Source organism: Limosilactobacillus caccae (genome assembly GCF_900156885.1).
Taxonomy (GTDB): domain Bacteria; phylum Bacillota; class Bacilli; order Lactobacillales; family Lactobacillaceae; genus Limosilactobacillus; species Limosilactobacillus caccae.
Genome location: NZ_FTOY01000011.1, coordinates 600,920 through 621,972 on the forward strand (window position 1 = coordinate 600,920; position 21,053 = coordinate 621,972).

The following is a 21,053-nucleotide window of genomic DNA, read 5'->3' on the forward strand; positions in this document are numbered from 1 at the left end:
GATTAACATTGGCGATAGACCTATTAAACTCTTCCTATTATCCCTTTCATTATATCAAACATTTGTTCGAAACGACAATATAAATTTTTCCGAGAATTAAGAATCGTCTAAGTCCGTGTAGAAAACTAGCAAAAGGCAAATAATCTTGATAGAATGGCTTCAACTAGGAGGGATAATTTGACACTAACAACGCAACCAGTCACCCCGTTCTTACCGGAATACCGCTTTATTAAGCAACTTTACTACCGGTCATTCCCGGGTTATGAACAAGAGGCCTGGCTACGCTTAATGTTTAAGCGCCTCTTTACCCGCGCTGATTTTACCGCCTACTATGATGGACAGCAATTCATTGGTTTTACCTACATTGTCCACCATCAGGGCATCCACTACCTTCTGTACCTCGCCGTCAATGACCAGATCCGGTCACGAGGTTATGGTAGTCGAATTCTCCAGCAGCTTAATGACACCTATGCTGAAGATACACTGGTCTTAGATATTGAGCAGCTTGACCCAAGTGCTGCCAATAATCACCAGCGACAGCGGCGGCTGAAGTTTTACCAAAAGAACGGCTTTGATTTGACCAATCGGCTTACACCAACCCCTGAGGTAACCTACCAGATGTTGAGTAACACTGCCGAGGTCAACCATGCAAAGGTCGATGATATGTTTGCCTGGTTTAACGGGCGGACGTTTGGATAGAAAAAGCGAGGTTAATTGATCTATGGGATCGTTTAACCTCGCTTTTTAGTTACTAATTATCCTTCAATATAAACATTTGAGGCAATTTGCTTAGCGTCACTATTATTCTGTGCTATCTGAATGATTTTGTCAGCGGACAAGGTCTTAAATGGTGCAACTGTTCTTTCAGCTGATCCCGGTTCACCTTCACTGTATAAATAAATAGTCTTACCATCCTGACTTATCGTATACCCATTAATCATCCCAGCTCTTTCACCATCAAGCGAAAGCAAATAATACATACCAGTGCCAGGCTGTGTAACACCAACCCCATTTTCAAGTGAAACTTTAAGGTCACCATCTCCATTTAAGCAGCTCTCCTTTAAATTTTCCCATGCTGAATGATCAGTACCAGCAACGAGAACTGCACTAGCAACTTGCTCAGGCTTTAGGTTGTCTAATGTCTCATCAGCAGTTGACTTACTAGATGATGTACTTTCATTAGATTCCGTTTTAGCTTGGGAAACACTACTAGAACTAACCACTTCACTACTTGTAGAATTCTTTATTGAATCATGGCGTGAATTATTACATGCCGTCAGCGTAACGCACGCCAATACTCCCATACAAACTAAACCGATCTTTTTCATTACTAAATCCCCCAATTTATAAGATTACCCTTATTATACTCCTTGCTCTGGTGGACGCCCACCTTACCATCTCATGAGAAACGGCAAAGTATACGAAGCTGACCCACCTATTAATAATGTTCCTTTTACAATTGCTAGTCACCAGCAGCTTTGCTTAGACTATCAGTAATCGCGGCCAAAACTTCTTTGGCGTCTAGCTGCTGCACGAATGTCGTCGGTAGCCAGTCATCCCCAGCAAACGCACCGCAGATTTGGCCCGTCAATGCGCCGGTCGAATCAGAATCGCCATCATGATTAACAGCCACTTCAACCGCCCGCCGTGGATCATCGTAATACTTTAACGCACAGTACAAGGCGATCGCCAGCGTCTCCTCCGCGACCCAGCCGCTGCCAAGTTGGGCAAGGTTGGCTTGGTCCGAACCAGGCTGGCCAGCGAGACTGATGCTCAGCGCGATGAGTTGGCGAAAGCTTGCTAACTCCGCATATGAAGCAAACTTTTCTTCGACCAGCTGCATCGCTTGCTGAATGGCGACGGCTATCGGTTGCCCTTGTAATGCAAGCCTAATCAATGCCGCCATCAATCCTGATGCAAGTGAACTAAGTGGGTGACCGTGAGTCAAGTTTGCAATGGCACAAGCTAAGTCAACTGTTTCACGGGCGCTGATGGTCGTAAGAAGTCCGACAGGCGCAATCCGCATTACCCCGCCGCAACCCTTACTGTGGTTGATGGGCTGGTCTTGTGTTCCATATTTGCCAAAAGCGATTGTGTGCAAGCAGGTACGCCCCGGCTCACGGCTGGCAAATAATTCCGAATAATTTACCAGCCTGCTAATCGGCTCATGGCTCATCTCCGTGATGTCATGCTTGAACTGCGTATCTAACCAGTCCTGGTAACATCGCCAAACGTTGGTAACCCGATCGCCTGGCATCAGCAAGCCATCAGCGGTAAAAAGCGTCATTTGCGTATCATCAGAAATAAGCGGTCGCCCGCAAAAATTCGCAAATGTTATTCCACCGTCCCCATATGTCGCAGTAATTTCAGCCAAATTTGCAAACTCAACCGGGTAGCCGAGGGCATCCCCACAGGCACCACCGAATAAGCAGCCTTTGATTTGCTTGTTTGTGTTCATAATCTACTCCTGTTAAAAATAGCATCTCAGATTTGTCCAAGATGCTATTTGTTTATTAAAGTTTATTGTAGTACTGATGAATTTTTTCCGCCATCAAATGCCGTCTTTCTTCTAGGAAGCGTTCATAGTCGTTGAAATCAAATACAAATATGGATTTCTAAGATCTATTCAATCTTTTGCTTATAAATACTGGTCCAACTACAAAGAGCATACTGCTTCATTTTCGGTTCTTCTTTTTTGGCGTCTTCAAAGAATCCCGTATCGGCGAATAAATCGACTTCTTCCGTAGCACCTTGAACAGTCCCTGTTGGTCCACTTTGGTTAATAATGGATTCAAAAGTATATTCTGCCCTTTGCACTTTATTACCAGATTCTGGTTTCCATTCACTAAAAATGATTGGTGAGCCATCAGAAGTTGTCTTTTCCAAAGTATTTCCTTGAACCATATTGGCTTGAATAATCACTTTTGCACTATCAAGGACATGTTGGTTGACTTTACCAGCAAATTTCTCACTAATGATCTTACTATATTCAAGATTAAATGTAGTAATCATATTCATTACTAACATTTCAACATTATCTTCAAGTAATTCAACTCCATATAAAGTTGACAAGGCAATTAGGCTTTTAGTATTAAAGACCTTTGCAGAGCTACTTTTATCGGCCGCAACTTTGAGCTTTCTCTTTAATAATTCAACTAGGAAAGCACCTTCTCCTGCTGATGGCTCAAAAAAAGTTGCCGTTAAATCATTAATTTTGGCCTGAATCTCAGGTTGATCCAGCATTAACTTCACGATTCGTTTTGGGGTAAATACTTCGCCATGATCTTTAACCCGCTCCGATGATTTGATTATATTTTCAGTCATAGGTTAAAGCCTCCACACATCCACAGCTATTTAAATTCAAAATTCTATCTACAGTTAAGCAAGAGCACTTAAAGAAATTATAAAGATTTACAAAGGATGATACTGTTTCCCACATTTCTTTAGAAAGGCTACTACTGTTTTTCTTATACTCTATATATTGATCTTCATCTGGCAAGTTAAAATAGTCCATTAGTTCCTCCTTCCTTAAAAACCTGCAGAAAACGTAACTGGTAATTTATTGATATACCGGCATTTAGCCTGCCCAAATCATTTATAACCTGCAGAAAACCTGCAGAAAAGTTAATCATCGTTAGTGAAAAAGTCACCTAATTCATAAGTAATCACTGGTGTCACATACAGTTGATATTTCGCTACTAAATCCACTAAGTGATCACCATCAATTAAAGTAACAACCCTCGTACCTAATCGTGCTGCACGAATCGCATCCCTAGTAAAAGATGAAGTCGTAATGAAGATGCCGTACTCGGCACGATACTTATCCATTGCTCCCCGAAACTTGTCGATTTCCGGCGATGATACTAGACTATCAGACTTCCAACGTTTAGCTTGGATGGCTACTCTAGTAGTCCGAAAGTCGTCAGTAGTCATGTAGCCATAGCCATCAATACCGCCATCACCACTTAGCTTAACACCGATTGTTTCATCAATATCAACATTCATTTTTTTGACTAATGCCCGACAGAACAATTCAAACTTGGAAGGCTTTAATGCAATTAGTGCGTCTAGCAATTCAGATCGCCACTCTTCAGACTTACTGGTATTAGCATCTTCGTCGCTAATAGCAATATCATGCTGGTGAACATTCTTTTTTAAACGCTCATTCCACATTGGTAAAGACAGCTTATAAACATTTGTAGTTAATTCATCCTGGTTACCCTGAAATGCTCGTCCTTTTTCTGTTAGGAGGATTAATCCTGTTTTAGGACGTTCTAAATACCCTGCCATAATCAAGTTAGTTACGGCGAAATTAAATGGAAATTCAAACGGGTGATAGACATTTCCATTGCGAGAAGTAGTCGTTTTAGTTAGCGCATCTTCTGGAATGTACTCATCATTAGTAACTACCGATCGTCTAACTTCTTTAGTACTAGCTTGGCCACCAAGTCGCTTTAATTCACGGATAATCGGCAACATTAAATATGCTTCTTGGTCTTTTCTCTTAAGGTCATAAAAAGACTTATTCATTACTTCATCTCCTGTACTTTAGATTCAATGAAGTTAATTTCATCTTGTGATAGGCCATATTTTCTATAGAGTTGTTGGTCAATGTTATCGATTGACTGTGACCAGTCAATATCGGAATTGGAAGTGAAATCCTGCATAGGGACTAATCGCCAAGTTTTTGCAGTATTATCTTGAGTGATTTTAAGAATACCAAGCATTGCTCTAGTAAACTTTGTTTTCACATAACGCATCGTGTTTTCAGCTTCTAACTTTGTGGAAAAAGATCCAATACTAATAAATGTCTCAGTCGCCCCGATTAGGGGTTCCCCGATTAGGGGTGTACTTAATACTTCGCCTAACGCTCCGGTACCATTTGCCTTAGGAACAAAGACCTTATACTTATCAAGGTTCTCAACTGGCTTAATATATTTTCTCTTTATATATTTTACAACCCGCTGGTTTTTATCTCTTCCCGCGATACCTACATATTGCTTCTCATCATTCACAGGTTTTTCATCTAAGAATAAATTAGATAACCTTTTAAATATGTTAGATGAAAGATCATAGGCATGTCCCTTACTTAACTTGCTTTTCGCTTCAGGGTGCTCTTGATGCATCATATCAGTAAATCTATAAATATTTCTACCATAAATAATGTCACTAAAACTTGTAAAGTCTCTTGCAGTTACCTTTTTCATGATATTGAATAGTTGATCATAGGCAATATAAATACCTGCAGGTGCATATTTTTCAGCAATAGATTTAAAATCTCTGCTTGCATCTCTTAAACTAATTACGATTCCACCCTTAATATCTGTTCTAGGAAAAATTTTAGAACTTACTTGTTCATATTGAATAACTTCAAAATGTTTGTCATTTAGAATCCTTTGAGTCCAGTCTTTGGGAGTACTTCCTGCACTAAATAAAAATCTTCCAGGCGTTATCAAAGTAACAAGGCTAGCTAGCTCATAAGATAAATCCATAAACTCATTATAAATAGGCGCAGAATAGTTATCTTGCTCACCATGGGATTCAGCTTGATAAGGAGGATTCCCAATCACTACATCAAATTTCAAATTACCAAATACCTCCTTAATCTTATTGGCTTCTGCCTTAACATCCTTCTTGGAATCTTCAACAATATTATCAATAAATTCAATATTCGTATCAAAATCCCGATACCCAACCAATGTCCGCGTAGCGATTGCCTTTGCCATTGGCGTTTTGGCAACACAGAAGATATTCTCACGTAAGATTTGCTGCCAAATCATTAATTTATTTTCAAAAGAAACATTATCCGCAGTTGCTTGTTTTTGCTTCTGGTACTCTTGCCAATACAACGATGTCGCCGCGTAAAGGGGGTACAGTCCTGTCTTTGAATTGATTTCAAAAATATGCGTATCACGCTTAAAGACTTGTGAAGTATAGTCAGTGTGAATCCAGTGACTAGCATCTACCCCATCAACTGTCGTGTTATTAAAGTTATCATCATAAAACGAATACCCACCAATCGTCTTACCGAGGTGCATATTAACAACCCGCCAAGGTGTTAGCACGGTTTCCTTATCCGGATTTCTAAAAGTACCAAAAATCAGTGCCAGTTGGCGAGTCCGCTCAATTGGGTCACTTTGATCCAGGGACTTCACCCGGTTACGGATAATCCGCCCGGCTTCAATGAAGACATCTTGGTCATAGTACTTGGAGAATTCTTTGAAGAGTTCCTTAGTAACACCCTTGGGCATAAATTCTTTCCAAGATTGGTCATCAACTTTATTGATAAACTTGTTAATGTTAACATCTTCGTCCAGTTCCACATCCATTCCGTAAATCATCATTGGAATTCGAATTGAGATAGAACGAAGGATCGAGATCATTGTCTTCCGTTGCTTTTTGAGCTGCTTCATCTTGTCCATAGCAGCTTGTTGTTCTGGAGTTCGTTCCTTTTTAGGACGCTTTTGTCCTTTTAAAGCATCACTATATTCCTCATCAGTCAGTCCCTGGTTATTGACCTCAACTTTGAACGGTTTCTTCTCTGCTTTGGTAGTCCCCACGATTGCTTTCAAATCGTTAAAAGCTTTCAAATCAACATCTTTAAGCATCAACAATTCATCACTATATAGTGAATCATCATCAAATCCAGTCCTGACCGCTTTTTCAGCATAGACTCGCTTAATTTTTGCCAACATCGTATCGACCTTAAATGGCTTCATCCCATTACCAGTTTCACCAATAATTGGTAAGAAGTTCATTAATTCAGCCATCTTTTCTTTTTGAGCTGAACTGGTCCGTTTACCAACGCCCGTGTTTAACTGAGTTGATGCAGCCATCACAGTCAGGGCCCGGTCCGGTGCAAAGTCGAAGATATAACAGTCCGTCTTGGTTCCAAATGATGCTGATGAATATGGCGTTTGTGCTCTAAAGGCTGCCTGCAAGTACTGCATGGCACTATTAGTGTTTGAGAGAAATAAAACACCAGTCCACGGCTTGATAGTAACACCCGTTGTCAATTTGCGAACGGTAAGGGTAATCGTCTTCGTTTTAGCTGGATCATCCCCAATGGCATTCTTAACCAGGTCAACATCACTTTGGGAAGCAACCCCTTCGTTATCCCCATCCTTAACGACGTTAATAATCTTATATTCCATCCCAAAAACAGGGTGCTGCTTTAACATCTTTTCAAGGGCATCTGCTTCTTTGACCCCCGGCATAATCCACAATGTATGGCGTAACCGGTCCCGAAAGTCTTTCGTTGAATATGGATAATTGGTCTCATCATTGGGCGTGGTAATGTTATCCAAGAATTGGCGGACCTTATTACTGTAAACAAATTCCCCTTGATCATTTACTTTGAAAAATTCTTTAAAGTTAAAGGAACGCTTATCATCACCGATAAAACGCATATCACTAAAATGATTACTCATTTCAAAAGTAAACATATGTACCTGGGGTAATCCAGCATATGGGTTCTGCTCATTAGGATGCTCTTTGTCCCAAGTATACTTAGCTTTTTGCTCATTTACATAGTCCCAAGTGTAGGTCTGATCTTCATCATACTGGTCAAGAATATTAAATGGCGTTCCTGACAATTCAAGTAATTTAGTATTCTTACCAACTACTAACTTAGTAACATTTTGGGCTAACTCAGTTTGGGTTCCTTCATGCGCTTCATCCACAATTACTAAATCCCACTCTGTATTAAAAATGGCTTCATTCTTGTCACCAGCAGAGCCCCCAGCTAGTTCTGAACCACGAAGATCCTGCAGACTAGCAAAATAAACAAATGGCTTTTTGCTTTGGGTTAAGTAATCAAAGTCTTCTCCATCCTTTTTGGAACCATAAAGGTAGCCAGCACTCGGCATCCCTATCTTTTTAAAGTCCTCAAACCACCCTTCATCGACGACTGGACGATGGGTCATAATCAAAACATGCTGATACTTCTCGTCTTTGACTAACTGCAGTGCGGATAAAGTTTTGCCGAAACGCATCTTAGCATTCCAAAGCATTTTGTCATATGACTTAAAAGCTTTCTCCGTCTTCTTAACTGCCGCATCCTGTTCTGGGCGCAAGACAATTTTGATTGGAGCAGGTTTTGTGTTGAGGCTTTCGATTGACTTTTTTCCTTCTTTTACAGCTTGGATCGCCTTCTTAGCTGTCTCAACATCGGTTTCGTACCATTCGTTTCCTTCTGTCACTTCTGTCTTTTTCACATGAGAACGATCAAGAACTTCATGAACATCATAGTCTCTAAACCAGGTGTGATCAGATTTCCGGTAAGCGAGTTCTGCCCATTGGAGCTTATGCGGCACTCCTGCAGTCTCCATATATTGTTTAATCCGCCGTTCAGCAACTTTCCGAAGATCGTCACTGTTAGGAGTGTTATCCGTTTCTAAGTCGTCTGTAGTAGCATCACCAATTTTTTCTAAGCCAATATAAGCCGGCCACTTACCGTCTCCATTATCAGCAGTTTGAACGTAGATCACTTTACGACTGTTAGTGGTCTTGTAGAGTTCGTTAATACCTTTGGGCTCGGTAAAATCATCAAAAGCTAGTTGTTCATCAGTGTAATTATTTACAAACCATACCAGCAAAGTATACATATCTTTCAAGCCACTAAGGCCCTCTTGCTTCGAGTATTTATGTAAAGTATGTGCTGCACTATTACCTGTATTCTTTAATCTGTAAAAGATATCAATTATGTTGGCATCAGCTAATCGCTGGTGCTTAATCTCACGTAAACAATCATTGAATGTACTTCTCTCATCCATTGAGACATAGTTAAGGTCAAGAAGCATCCTAGCTACATTCTCTGCTATTTTACGGATGGACTCATATTCATTGGCAAACTTGCCAAAGGTGTAAAGATCTTCCGCATCTTTTGCCGTATCGTATAAATCCTGCGTTTCAAAATTATTTTCTAAGAAAGCAAAATTACTTTTCATTTATATTCCCACCAATATTTAACTTAAAGTTTCTCAATTTTAATTATACAAGTATACAAGTATACAAAGCTAGTTGAATGTTTTAAATTCATCCAGTAAGCTTGGCATTGCCTAAATAGGTTTAAGCGAACGATAAATATTTCATCAGGTGCTCTTAACTGATGAGCTATATTTAAGCTCGAATAATCTTATAAAAATCATTAAACGATAAAAAAGGTCAATACCTTAAAGCTGCGATTGACGGTATCGCCCTTGGACGGGTTGAACACCCTTCTGACGTAGCTAACTTTGTCTCCTACCTTGCATCAGAAAAGGCCGACTACATGACTGGTCAAGCGGTGCAAATCGACGGTGGCGTTCAATTCATCTAATATTACAAACATATTCAAAAGGGATTACAAGCGAACTACCTGTAATCCCTTTTAATCATCCTGAAAAATCCGCGTCGATTGAATCGTGCTATCTTTAATTACTGCTTTAACACAATAGTCCTCAGTAAACGGGGCAAACGACTTAAACTTAAAGTAGTACTCACCATCCCAAAAGTTCGCGACGTTTAGCTGATTAATTGCCGTTAAGTATTCCTGCTTGGCCGCCCTATTGGATTGCACCCCTTCTTGCTCTAGGGAATCTCCCTTCATCTTTTGCTCTTGTGACCCTTTTTCATCCCGTAATCGCTCATCAGGAACTTTCGCATCAATCTTCACGACAAAAGCAACGACACCATCTTGCGCTAGCCGGGGAATATCCAGGTCATAATAACCGCCAAGGCGTCGCCCCTGCTTACGGTTCGCTAAAACTTGCTCCTTTAGCTCCTTGAATTGCGGTGTTTTTTCGCCAATGCCCCTTTTTAAATTATATTCGATGGAGTGAACATCATAGTAACTGGCTAACTGCTGCTGCAAAAGTCCCTCTTCAAACTTGTACTGCGCTCTTACATAAGGCTGGTCGTCAGCCGTGGCGCCCAGTGAATCAGCGATCATCTTCGGCTTGAAGTCATCGCGAGTAATCCCACCCGGGTTAAATGGCCGGTCCCCCGTAAAGTTGTTTAACGATGAATCTAAGCTGTCAGAAAGCCTTTTTTCTTCCCGTTTGCCATCGATTGTTTCCGTGTAAGTATACTCGATCTCATAGGTCCCATAATTGGCTTCCGTCAAATCCTTGCTTGCTGAGATGACCCTTATTTGCCCAGCTAGCCCCTTCTTTCGATACAGCTTTTTAATTGTTTTTTCTGCTTTCTCTTTCGGACTACTTTTCTTGGCTGTCGCGTCTTGCTTTACCCGTGGCGCTGTTGCCTGATGGTGGGCAATGCTATTAGCTAAAGGGGCCACAATTGCCAGGAGGAAAAATGTTACTAGTCCCGCATGGATTAACCAGTTCTTCACCCGTGGAAGCAGCTTGCTAAGTAGTAAATAGCTAACGCTAACCAAAACGAATGCTATTGAAAAATAGACTGGCCCGATAACGATAAATAAGGACGTTTGCAACCAATTTAGTAAACCATAAAAGCCATTAGCCGGGTAACATTGCGCATCAACAACCACCCGGATATACCACGCTACTAGCACGACCAAGCTCTCAACGAGAAGAATACTGAGGGTACTAATCTTTTTCATTAACCTGCTGCCCCATTTCACCAAAAAGGACGCACCAGCAGAATTTTAGCTGATCCGTCCCCGAATAAATTAATCTTTAATGATATTACTGGATTTCAGGCTGAAATGCAAAATTAGGCGGGCGCTTCCTTTATTTCATCGGTTGCTTAATAAAGCATGAACGCACCACAACATTTTTTCACCATCTCAAAAGTGCATTTTTGCTTTTTTTACGTATATAAATTATAGGAGGATTTCCTAATATCTCTTAAGGAGCATTTTTATGGCGAAAATTAACCGTGACGAATATATCTCTCAACTACGTGAACGCTGGAATAATATGACGATCACCAGTGACCCGATGTTTGGCCTGGTGATGGAAAACAAGAAAATATGCCTACAACTAATTCAGCGAGCGCTGCCGCACCTAGCAATCAAAGAGCTAGCCGATATCACGACCCAAAAAGAGATCCGGGCAGTTGCGGCCAGGAACATCGTCTATGATGTCTATGTTAAAGATCACGCGGGCAGGGTCTTTATTATTGAAATGCAAATGGCCGACCAGCATAACTTGCCCTACCGCTTGCGTTATTATCTCGGGCAAGCTGACCAGGAATTATTGAACCCAACCGATGATTACCGCATTTTGGCAAAGTACCCAACATATGCCCTAATGTTTTGTAATTTTGACTACTTTGGGCGCGGCTGGGCCCGTTATGAGTTTAAGATGGCTTGCACCCGTGATCCCCACCTCCTCTTTGGCGATGACCGCACCGTAACCATCTTTAATGCTAAAGCGAAAAGTTTCCTAAAAGATGATGAACCGATTAAAAGTTTCCTTGCCTTAATGCGCAATCACGTGGACAATAAAAGTAGGTTCATTAACAATATTCAAGACGAAGTTAGCAGGATAAAACACAATCCGGAAAGGAGACGGAACTTTATGAAATTTGAAACACTATTAGCAGACGCACGGTACGACGGCCGTCAAGAAGGACTTAAAGAAGGGCTACAGGAAGGAATTCAAAACTTTATCCAATCCCTTCGAGAATTAGACATCCCCGACCAAGTAATCAAACAAAAGCTAGTCGAACACTACCACCTCAGTGAAGCCGAAGCAGCAGACTCCCTAAGCAAATAAAGCAATTATCAACAAGGATCACCGGCATAAAAGCTTGTGATCTTTTTCTTTACTTTGCAAATCTCGGCAGAGCAGTAAAATCGTAAAAACCTTCGCCAATTTTTACCAGGTTTTAGTTACGTTTTTCACAAAGCTGCGTTATAATGTAACCGTTGACATTGTTAGATATTTTTAAGGAGATGTTTCCAATGGGACGTTTAGATAATAAGGTTGCAATTGTTACTGGTGGATCCAAGGGAATTGGTGAAGCAGTCGCCGAACGCTTCGTTGAAGAAGGTGCCAAGGTAGTCATCACTGCCCGCCACACTGATGAAGGGGAAGCCCTCGCAAAGAAGCTTGGCGATAACGCCCTCTTTGTTCAACAAGACGTATCTAAGAAAGCCGAATGGGAAAAGGTTATTAAGGCAACGATTGATAAATTTGGGAAAGTTAATGTCATTGTCAATAACGCCGGCATTGGTGTATATGCTGATGTTGAACAAATGGACGAAGATAACTGGAATAAGACCATTGGCATCAACCTTACTGGAACAATGTGGGGAGTTAAGCTCGGAATCGAAGCCATGAAGGATAATGGAGAAAAGAACTCCATCATCAACCTTTCATCAATTGAAGGGCTAATTGGTGATCCAGACCTCTTTGCCTACAACGCTTCTAAGGGTGGTGTCCGTCTCCTTACTAAGTCCGCCGCCCTCGATTGCGCACGGAAGGGTTATGACATCCGGATCAACTCCATCCACCCCGGCTACATCGTGACCCCACTGGTTGAACACCTAATGGAAACTGATCCAAAGGTGAAGGAACACTTAATCAGTCTCCACCCAATGGGCCGGCTCGGTAAACCAGTTGAGATTGCTAATCTCGCCCTTTACCTCGCATCTGATGAATCAAGTTTCAGCACTGGTTCAGAATTTGTCGCTGACGGTGGCTACACTGCCCAATAATGACAAGTCAAAATAATTAATGCCCCTTAAGCTCAGCAGCTTAGGAGGCATTTTTTAGTTACTAGTAAGATTTCATTGCCACTATCAATCCGTCCCGTTAGGCCGCGTGTCAGCTACCCAGTTTGCCGACTGCAACTGACCATTTAAAATCGCTAGCCTTAACTGCTCTTTTGGCAGTTCCGCAAACCGGAAGTAATAAGTGCCATCCCAAAATCCATTAAAGTCTAGCCCACTAACCTTTGCTTTAATAAAGTTCTCCTGCTTTCAAGATCATCACTCTCCTGCTCATCATTAATGGCAATATCCACGACAAAATCGATAACCCCATCCCGGGCTAGTTGTGCTAGGTCAAGGTTATAGTAGCCCCCGACCGGCAGGCCCTGCTGACGGTTTGCGCGGACCTGTTGCTTCAACTCCTGGAACTGCGGTGATTTTGCGGTTGTCTGATCAGCCAAATTATAGGCAATTGCTTTCACCCGGAAAGCGGCTGGCAACTGGGCCTGCAAGGTTTTTCTTTCTGTCTGCTACTGTTCAACTACCGCTGGCTGTTTATCAGCTGTCGCCCCCAGCTCACTCGCTGCTGCACCCGGTTTAAAATCTGCCCGGGTGATTTTACTACCGCTAAATGGTGGCGCGTCATAAAAGCCCGTTAAGTCAGGATTAAGGGTTGTGGTAAGTTTCTTTTTTACTTGCTGACCATCAATTTGCTCCGTATAAGTATAATTAACATCCCAGAACTGGGGAACAAACATTATTTGGCTCTGTGAGACAGATTGTACCCGAATTCTACCGGCAAGCCCCTTTTTATGGTAGTAGTGCGCGATTGTCTGCTGTGCAAGTGTCCGGTGTTTAGGGGTGTTTTTTACAAAGGGCTCCGTATATTGCTGGTTTGCCCGGTTAATTGCCACTGCTGTTCCAGCAATGATCACCATCCCCCCGCCAAGGATCAGAAATGACTGCCACAATACCTTCTTCGCCCTTAGGTTCGGGTTAATCAAAAAGGTGATTAGCACCACTAACAGCAATAGGCCCCCGATCAAGAAGGGGTCCTTTAGCTCACTAAAGATGTCTCGCGATAACAGAAACTCAATCACTTTTAATAAATAAACTTCATCCATTCTCCTGCCCACTCCATAAAAAAGGACGTACCAGCAGAATTTGTGCTAGTACGTCCCCGAAGATAATTTTCCCTTAAAATATTACTTTGTTTTTTAGTGGAATGTCAAAGTGTATTTCAGTGAAATAACACGTAAACACTTATTTTCCTATTAGACAAGTGGCGCATTAAAGTAAGTTTTTTAACATTTATTTGGCAAATTCACTTTAACTTTTCCTAATAAAGTTGTATAACAGAATCTGAAAGGAAGCATAATCATGGAAATTAATGCAGATGCTCTTAAGAACTTCCAGAACTCGAAGTTTGATTTTGTAGATGCTAATGGTAACAATGTTGACTTTAACAATTTGGATGAAGCCGGGAAGTACACACTTCGCGATGGTGAAACCATTGTTGAAGACAACATGAAGGCTAAGGACGTTGTCGACACCATCAACAATGAGTATGGCAAGACACTAAATGTCTAATAGCAGTGGAGCCACGGTTCCACCCTACTATTCCTTGATTTGTGGAAAATCTGGAAGATATCCCTAATTTTAATAATTGGGGGTATTTTTCATTTTAAAGAAAGTAATTGCTTCCCTCTGTCATTAGCTTTAAACTTATTAAGAACGCAATATACATAAGGGAGTTTAAGCAATGCAAACAATTTTTCTAACTGTTATCACGGCGATTTTCATCATTGAGAGTATCTTTGAAGTTCGTTACTTCGCCCAAATTCGTACGATCTTTAATAATTCCGGCCGCACGAACCCGACGAAGCGGATCCAACGAATCATGACAATTGAAAATCAGTGGTCGTGGATCTCCTGGATTTTCTTACTACTGCTCTTCATCCTCCCAGCAACTTACACCGCTGTTTTGATCTGTCTTATTACCCTGATTGAGACCTGGGTGGTTTATGAGCTATACAACGCCCGTGACTATGCACAAAAGATTAATAAGTAAGAGACGCTATTTAGTCAGCGTAACTTGAACCTATTAAACCACGTTTTTTGAGAGGATGATCATTAAAAGGACACACTAGCAGAATTTGCTAATGTGCCCTTTTTAATAGGTTTAATTTCCGTTGATTCTACGCAAACTGCATCCCACCATCACAAAGGATTGTTTGCCCAGTAATGTAATCGGACTTATCACTAGCCAGAAACTCAACCACCTTTGCCACGTCGTCAGGGTCAGAAAGACGGTTTAAGGCCACCAATGGCTCGTAGTCTCCCATTGTTAAGCCCTGGTCAACCGCAATTTTTCTCATCATCGGTGTATCAACAATTCCCGGCGCATACGCATTCACCGTGATTCCTTGCTTTGCCAGGTCACGCGCAGCAACCTGGGTTAGGCCACGAACCGCGAACTTACTGCTACTGTAAAGCAGCTCATTCTTGTTACCACGAACCCCCGCTTGGGACGTTGCATTGATAATCTTTCCAACAACTTCCTTCCCTTGGCGCGGTTTCTTTTCAAATTGCTCTAGGGCCGCTTGGATCCCCCACATATCGCCGGCAACGTTAACGTTCATCACCTTTGTAAACATCTCTGGCGTGACGTCCTTAATCTTCGTAACCGGGCCTAAACCGGCATTATTTACCAGCACATCAAAGCCGCCAAGCTTATCAGCTGTTGTCTGAACCGCCTTAAAGAATTCATCACGGTCAGCAACATTCAGTTCCACACTAATCGCCTTGCCACCAGCGTGTTCGATTTCGGCAGCGACGTTGTTTGCATTCTCCAGGTTTAGGTCAGCAATCGAAACTGCAAAGCCCGCATTTGCTAACCGTAAGGCAATTGCCCGACCAATTCCTTGCCCTGCTCCAGTGACCATCGCAACTTTAGTATTCGTATTAGCCATCGTGTACATCCTTTCTATTTTCAAAAGCACTACCCAATAAAGCGCTTACAAGTATATTATAAACGAGAATGGTAAAATAAGGAAACGATAACGTCTAATTACGACAAACAATAAGACAGTGAGCTAACCGGTGATTCCCTGGCGATTATATTATAATTAAACGCCGCTACAGCTACTAATAACTTCACGCAAGCAAAAAAGTTGGGTAATGAACTTCATTGCCCAACTTTTTTTAGTCACAAACTGATTGCGCCCAGTCTTGTAGATTACCGGTATGCGCTTTACTTTTGCCAAACATAATTTCCGTTCGCCTGGTCATAGACAAATTCAAACCGGCCCCGGTCGGTCTCAACATAAATCCGGTCATACGTTGGCGCGTAACCATGCTTATTCAGCTTAACGCTAACCGCGCCGGTTGCGGCAACCTCAACATAGTATTCATTGTATTCGCCCTCTTGGTACTTAAAGTCAAGGCCATTATCTTGGTAATGCTTATATGACCCACAGTCACCAAAGAGACGGAAGGTCATTACCTTCTCTGGTTGATCACTGATGTGGCTAACCTTGTTCCCCCATGGGAGGATCGTGTCTTTCTTGATAAAGAGCGGCAACTTTTCAAGTGGTGCATTGACCACAATTGTCTGCTGACCGGAGTATTCTGCATTGTTCCAGAAATCAAGCCATTTTCCTGCTGGCAAGTAAACGAGCCGTTTCGTTGCCCCTTGCTCAACAATCGGTGCAACCAGAACACTGGTGCCGACCATGTACTCATCATTGATCTGCCGTACTTCCGGATCCTGGTCATAATTTAAGACCAGTGGCCGCATTACTGGCAAGCCAGATTCTGTTTCATGACGGAATTGATCATAGATAAACGGAACGAAGCGGTAACGCAGGTTAAGGTAGTCGCGGTAGATGTTGAGGGTTTGCCGGTCAAATGACCATGGTTCCTGGTAGCGGGTCCCCATTTCCGCGTGGTTCCGGAACAGGGGAACAAAGAGGGATGCTTCTAGCCACCGGGTCAATAGCTCCGGTGTCGTATCCTTTTGGAAACCACCGATGTCTGTCCCGGCAATCGCAAAGCCACTCATCCCCAAGCTCGTCAACTGCGGGATCGCCAATTGAAGGTGTGACCAGATTGATTGGTTGTCACCAGTCCATACCGTCGAGTACTTCTGTGTTCCGGCATAGGCCGCCCGGGTGATAATGTATGGCCGCTTACCAGTAGCTGCCTTCATTCCCTCATAAGCCGCTTGTGCTTGTAAATGGCCGAAAACATTATGCATCTTGGCATGGGTACTCTTTTGCTCGCCATCACTGAATACTAAGTCAGCTGGTAATTCACCATCGAATGAAGCAGGTTCGTCCATGTCATTCCAGACTCCGCAGGCGCCCATGTCGGCAAAGAATTTCACGTGCTTTGCCCACCATTGCCGTACTTCTGGCCGCCCGAAGTCAGGAAAGACAGCGTCACCTGGCCATACCCGACCGACGAAAACCGTTCCGTCAGGCTTTTCCACAAAGTAGCCTTTTTTGACCCCTTCTTCATAGATGTCATAACCATCTTCATCCTTCTTTACCCCAGCATCGAGAATTGGCATCAAGCGGATTCCCCGTTTCTTCATCTCCGCAACAAACTTCTGCGGGTCCTTAAACTTGGTCGTATCCCAGGTAAAGTCACGGTAGCCACGCATGTAGTCAATGTCAAGGTGGATAACATCAATTGGCAAGTGGTACTTTGCAAAACCGTCAGCAATTTTTTCAACCCGGTCATCACTGGTACTGTAGCCCCACCGTGACTGCTGGTAACCGAGGGTCCACTTCTGTGGTAGCGGGGTGATCCCGGTTAGGTAAGTGTAGTTGGCAACGACATCTTTCAAACTATGACCACCTAAAACGTAGTAGTCGAGGTTACCATCACTGGCAGAGTAGTAATAGTAATTTTCGCTCTCCTTTCCCAGGTCAAAGTGGCTCTTATAGGTATTATCGAAGAACAAGCCATACGGATGACCATTTTTAAGGCCGTACATGACCGGGATGGACTTATAGATTCCCTTAACTGATTCGTTGTGAACCTGCCCAAAGTCAACATTCCAGTTATCGTAGTCGTAGCCCCGCTTGTTCAAGAAGGCCGGCTTATCACCGAGCCCATAAAACTGTTCATCCGGACTAAGGGACTTGATAACTTCGTAATAGTGGTCATTGGCCTTATCTAAGAGGTTGATGTCATGGCCTTCCGCAAGAACCGTCGACTGATGTTCCTCATCAAGGTCGTTTGGCAGTGGCTCCCGCTGACCACGGTAGTCCATTACCAACGGGTTACCGTCGCCATCATAGAAGTCAAGCGCGTGGTTATCGTATGCCTTAACAATCAGGCTGGCCGTCCGCAATTCAATGTGGTCGCCCTTATCTTCAACAACATAGTTCGTCGTGTGGTGCTTATCCCCATCAATTGCATAAGAGTTGGTCGTGCAACCCCGGTCCATGAATACCCGGATAATTTCATTCGTTAAAATATCCAAAGTAACATCGTGACCATCCTGATAGTTAAGTGTCAGCTGTGGTTGATTATCTTGAAAACCTGTTAAATGATTTGTCATTACCTAAACTTCCCTTCCGGAAACATTAAATCTAAACATCATTTCTATCTACACCAATAACTTACCACAAATTGTAAACGTTTACAAATAAGATCAAAGATCATCGCTAATGATATAATTACCCTAATTAAAAATAAGGAGGAACTACTCTTGCAAGCATTAATTGTCCAAAACCAACACGATAAAACAATTGATAGTTTAACAATCGCCAACATTGAGAAGCCAACTCCCGCCGCCGACCAGGTCCTTATTAAGGTCCATGCCGCCGGCTTAAATCCGGTCGATTACAAAGTCGTTGAAGGTGGTGTTGCTGCCTGGACCTACCCCCATTCGCTCGGCCTTGACCTTGCTGGTGAAATCGTTGCGATTGGGGACCACGTAACTGGCTGGCAGGTTGGTGACCGGGTATCTGGCCATGGCGACCTTACAAAAAATGGCTGCTTTGCTGAATATGTCACTGCCCCAACCTATCAACTTGCCAAAATTCCAGATAAGGTCAGTTATGAAACAGCGGCCAGTCTTCTTTGCGGTGCCCTAACTGCCTATACCGCAGTGGAACGGAAGCCAAACTTAACAAACGTCAAGACCGTCCTTATCCATGCAGGCGCTGGCGGTGTCGGCAGCATCGCCATTCAACTCGCTAAGCTTCACGGCTGGCAGGTGTTCACGACTGTTTCAACTAACAAGATCAAATATGTTCAACAACTCCACCCCGACGCCATCATTGATTACCGCAAGGAAGACGTTAGTGCGCGCGTTAAGGAACTAACTGCAAACAACGGGGTTGACCTAATAATCAACACGGTTGGTAAGGTCGAAGCTGAGCAAGACCTCAACCGCTTAGCCTACAATGGGACCCTCGTGACGATTGTCGATGTCCCAGAAATAGACGCTACGCAAATGTTCAACCGGGGATTGAGTATCGACGTTGTTAACCTTGGCGGTGCCCATCTTAGCGATAACCCTTCGCAAAAAGCAGACCTTGGCAAGATGAACCAGGAAATGCTCCAACTCGTCGCTGACGGCAAAATCAACCCGTTAATTGAAAAGGTCCTTCCATTTACAGAAATTAAGAAGGGACTACAGCTGATTAAGGACCACCAAGTTATCGGCAAATTAGTAGTTAAAGTAAATTAATAATTATTAGTAAGTGCTGGCAGCTCTACGCTTGCCAGCATTTCTTTTTCGCCATTTTTTAGGAAAACGATACCCTTATTTGTTTTTTAGAGTTGACATCGCTTACATTCAATATTATATTATTTGGTGTAACGATAAACCAAAGCGCTTTCAAAAAATCTACAACAAAGGAAGTTAGAGAAATGAACTATTTAATCGGTGTTGACGTGGGAACTACTTCCACTAAAGCAGTCTTATACGATGAACATGCAACCGTCCTTAACAAGTTTAGCCAGGGCTATTCCCTTTACCGTGACGCTAACGGAATGGCGGAACAAGACCCTGTCGCGATGCTTACCGCTGTTGAGCAGGTAATCCATGATGCGGCGGCGGATGCTGACTTAACAAGCGGAAAATTGTTAGCGGTATCATTTTCCAGTGCCAACCAAAGTGTCATCATGCTCGACAAACAGTTCAAGCCATTATCACGGGTGATCACCTGGGCAGATACCCGCGCGCGTGCGGTTGCCAACCAGCTGAAGCGCAGTCCAGAAGGTCAGCAAATTTATGCAAAGACGGGAACGCCAATCCACCCGATGTCACCATTGACAAAGATCATGTGGCTAAACCAAGCGCAGGCAGATAAGATCCATCAAACTGCTTACTTCGGTGACATCAAGTCCTACCTGTTCCAGCAATTCTTCGGCACGTTTAAGGTTGATATTTCCATTGCTTCTTGTACCGGGATGATGAATGTTAATACTGGTGACTGGGATGAACAAGCACTAGCAATGACCAAGGTTAAAAAGTCCCAATTACCAACGATTGTTAACGGGACTACCCAGGCAACGGGGCTAACAGCAAGAGCCCAAAAGGCAATGGGTATCCCCGCCGATACGCCATTTATCTACGGAGCCTTTGACGGTGCGCTCTCTAACCTTGGTGTCGGCGCCATTAAGCAAAATACAGTGGCAATTACCATCGGGACTTCTGCCGGGGTACGGGTCGTAACTGACCACCCCGTCATCGACCCCCAGCAGCGGCTCTTCTGCTACGCCGTTGATAATGGGTTATGGGTCGTCGGTGGCCCCCTTAATAATGGTGGTGATGTTTACCAGTGGGCAGTGGAACACCTCGTCGATGCGAACGCGGTTAAAAATGAAAATGTTGACCCATATACATTGGCAAACCACGTCATTGAAGGCGTTCCTGCTGGGGCGCATGGGCTGTTATTCCACCCCTTCCTCGGTGGTGAACGGGCACCGCTGTGGGATGCCAACGCTCGCGGTAGTTTCTTCGGACTTTCACAACTCCACACCCGTGCTGACATGCTCCGGGCAGTAATGGAAGGAATCTGCATGAACATCGCGACAGTCTTCCAAGCTGTCCGGGACCTTGTCGGTGAACCGGCTAGCGTGACGGCAACTGGTGGCTTTGCCCGGGCAGAAGTATGGCGGCAGATGCTCGCTGACGTCTTAAATTGCCCCGTCAACATCCCGAACTCATTTGAATCTGGCTGCCTCGGTGCTATCACAATGGCAATGAAGAGCCTCAAGATCGTCGATAGTCTGGATGTTGTTCAGGAATTGATCGGTGAGGTCAGCGCCTACCAGCCCCAAGCAGCCGCGGTAAAGGTCTACCAAAACTACCTGCCGCTTTTCCAACAGGTCGAGGGACTACTCACCCCTGCCTACTCAACAATCGCTAAATTACAACAACAATCAACCCATTAGGAGGTCGTAA

The 21,053-nt window shown here is 43.3% G+C and carries 18 protein-coding genes and 1 pseudogene; 8 read left to right on the forward strand and 11 right to left on the reverse strand.

Translation table 11 applies throughout. The features are described from left to right. Nucleotides 1-177: 177 nt before the first annotated feature. A complete protein-coding gene (locus tag CZ502_RS08885; RefSeq protein ID WP_076461701.1) occupies nucleotides 178-699 on the forward strand; it encodes a GNAT family N-acetyltransferase in 522 nt (173 codons plus the stop codon). A gap of 56 nt (nucleotides 700-755) precedes the next feature. On the opposite strand, the gene CZ502_RS08890 is transcribed toward CZ502_RS08885, so the two are convergent. The 6 genes from CZ502_RS08890 to CZ502_RS08915 all read right to left on the reverse strand — a co-directional run bounded on the left by CZ502_RS08890 (nucleotide 756) and on the right by CZ502_RS08915 (nucleotide 8,948). After that, nucleotides 756-1,328 (reverse strand): hypothetical protein, encoded by a 573-nt coding sequence (locus CZ502_RS08890; RefSeq protein ID WP_076461702.1) that lies wholly within the window; start codon nucleotides 1,326-1,328, stop codon nucleotides 756-758. Between the two features lie 134 nt (nucleotides 1,329-1,462). Further along, on the reverse strand, nucleotides 1,463-2,458 hold the full coding sequence (locus CZ502_RS08895; protein ID WP_076461704.1) for an ADP-ribosylglycohydrolase family protein: 996 nt from the start codon (nucleotides 2,456-2,458) through the stop codon (nucleotides 1,463-1,465). Nucleotides 2,459-2,622: 164 nt separating this feature from the next. Then, nucleotides 2,623-3,324 (reverse strand): N-6 DNA methylase, encoded by a 702-nt coding sequence (locus CZ502_RS08900; protein WP_076461706.1) that lies wholly within the window; start codon nucleotides 3,322-3,324, stop codon nucleotides 2,623-2,625. Continuing rightward, the gene (locus CZ502_RS08905; protein ID WP_076461708.1) at nucleotides 3,317-3,514 is read right to left on the reverse strand and encodes a hypothetical protein; all 198 of its coding nucleotides are present in this window, start codon (nucleotides 3,512-3,514) and stop codon (nucleotides 3,317-3,319) included. The genes CZ502_RS08900 and CZ502_RS08905 overlap by 8 nt, the downstream gene beginning before the upstream one ends. A gap of 110 nt (nucleotides 3,515-3,624) precedes the next feature. After that, nucleotides 3,625-4,530, reverse strand: a complete 906-nt coding sequence (locus tag CZ502_RS08910) for a restriction endonuclease (protein ID WP_076461710.1) — start codon at nucleotides 4,528-4,530, stop codon at nucleotides 3,625-3,627. Further along, nucleotides 4,530-8,948: an Eco57I restriction-modification methylase domain-containing protein gene (locus tag CZ502_RS08915; RefSeq protein WP_076461712.1), complete on the reverse strand. Its 4,419-nt coding sequence runs from the start codon at nucleotides 8,946-8,948 to the stop codon at nucleotides 4,530-4,532. The genes CZ502_RS08910 and CZ502_RS08915 overlap by 1 nt, the downstream gene beginning before the upstream one ends. A 209-nt stretch (nucleotides 8,949-9,157) precedes the next feature. Between CZ502_RS08915 and CZ502_RS10645 the strand changes: the two are divergent. Continuing rightward, nucleotides 9,158-9,319 (forward strand): annotated as a pseudogene (locus tag CZ502_RS10645) (SDR family oxidoreductase); the annotation flags it as partial. Nucleotides 9,320-9,370: 51 nt separating this feature from the next. Here the strand turns inward: CZ502_RS10645 and CZ502_RS08925 are convergent. Further along, the gene (locus tag CZ502_RS08925) at nucleotides 9,371-10,564 is read right to left on the reverse strand and encodes a hypothetical protein (protein ID WP_076461714.1); all 1,194 of its coding nucleotides are present in this window, start codon (nucleotides 10,562-10,564) and stop codon (nucleotides 9,371-9,373) included. A 262-nt stretch (nucleotides 10,565-10,826) separates the two neighbouring features. Here CZ502_RS08925 and CZ502_RS08930 point away from each other — a divergent pair, with 262 nt between their 5' ends. Beyond that, entirely contained in the window at nucleotides 10,827-11,684 is an 858-nt protein-coding gene (locus CZ502_RS08930) for an Rpn family recombination-promoting nuclease/putative transposase (protein ID WP_083673342.1), read from the forward strand. 188 nt (nucleotides 11,685-11,872) lie between these two features. Next, nucleotides 11,873-12,628, forward strand: coding sequence for a glucose 1-dehydrogenase (locus CZ502_RS08935; RefSeq protein WP_076461716.1), 756 nt, complete (start codon nucleotides 11,873-11,875; stop codon nucleotides 12,626-12,628). A 224-nt stretch (nucleotides 12,629-12,852) separates the two neighbouring features. Here CZ502_RS08935 and CZ502_RS08940 read toward each other — a convergent pair whose 3' ends face one another. Further along, nucleotides 12,853-13,134, reverse strand: a complete 282-nt coding sequence (locus tag CZ502_RS08940; protein ID WP_076461718.1) for a hypothetical protein — start codon at nucleotides 13,132-13,134, stop codon at nucleotides 12,853-12,855. 18 nt (nucleotides 13,135-13,152) lie between these two features. Continuing rightward, on the reverse strand, nucleotides 13,153-13,746 hold the full coding sequence (locus CZ502_RS08945) for a hypothetical protein (protein WP_076461720.1): 594 nt from the start codon (nucleotides 13,744-13,746) through the stop codon (nucleotides 13,153-13,155). Between the two features lie 256 nt (nucleotides 13,747-14,002). Here CZ502_RS08945 and CZ502_RS08950 point away from each other — a divergent pair, with 256 nt between their 5' ends. Next, nucleotides 14,003-14,212, forward strand: a complete 210-nt coding sequence (locus tag CZ502_RS08950; protein ID WP_076461722.1) for a hypothetical protein — start codon at nucleotides 14,003-14,005, stop codon at nucleotides 14,210-14,212. A gap of 172 nt (nucleotides 14,213-14,384) precedes the next feature. Then, nucleotides 14,385-14,693: a hypothetical protein gene (locus CZ502_RS08955; protein WP_076461724.1), complete on the forward strand. Its 309-nt coding sequence runs from the start codon at nucleotides 14,385-14,387 to the stop codon at nucleotides 14,691-14,693. A gap of 127 nt (nucleotides 14,694-14,820) precedes the next feature. On the opposite strand, the gene CZ502_RS08960 is transcribed toward CZ502_RS08955, so the two are convergent. Continuing rightward, nucleotides 14,821-15,594, reverse strand: a complete 774-nt coding sequence (locus CZ502_RS08960; protein ID WP_076461727.1) for an acetoin reductase — start codon at nucleotides 15,592-15,594, stop codon at nucleotides 14,821-14,823. Between the two features lie 281 nt (nucleotides 15,595-15,875). Then, a complete protein-coding gene (locus tag CZ502_RS08965; protein WP_076461730.1) occupies nucleotides 15,876-18,194 on the reverse strand; it encodes a glycoside hydrolase family 31 protein in 2,319 nt (772 codons plus the stop codon). A gap of 150 nt (nucleotides 18,195-18,344) precedes the next feature. On the opposite strand from CZ502_RS08965, the gene CZ502_RS08970 reads away from it, so the two are divergent. Then, complete coding sequence (locus CZ502_RS08970) at nucleotides 18,345-19,331, forward strand: zinc-binding dehydrogenase (protein ID WP_076461733.1); 987 nt, start codon at nucleotides 18,345-18,347, stop codon at nucleotides 19,329-19,331. A gap of 182 nt (nucleotides 19,332-19,513) precedes the next feature. Further along, complete coding sequence (locus CZ502_RS08975; protein ID WP_076461735.1) at nucleotides 19,514-21,043, forward strand: gluconokinase; 1,530 nt, start codon at nucleotides 19,514-19,516, stop codon at nucleotides 21,041-21,043. Nucleotides 21,044-21,053 lie beyond the last annotated feature (10 nt).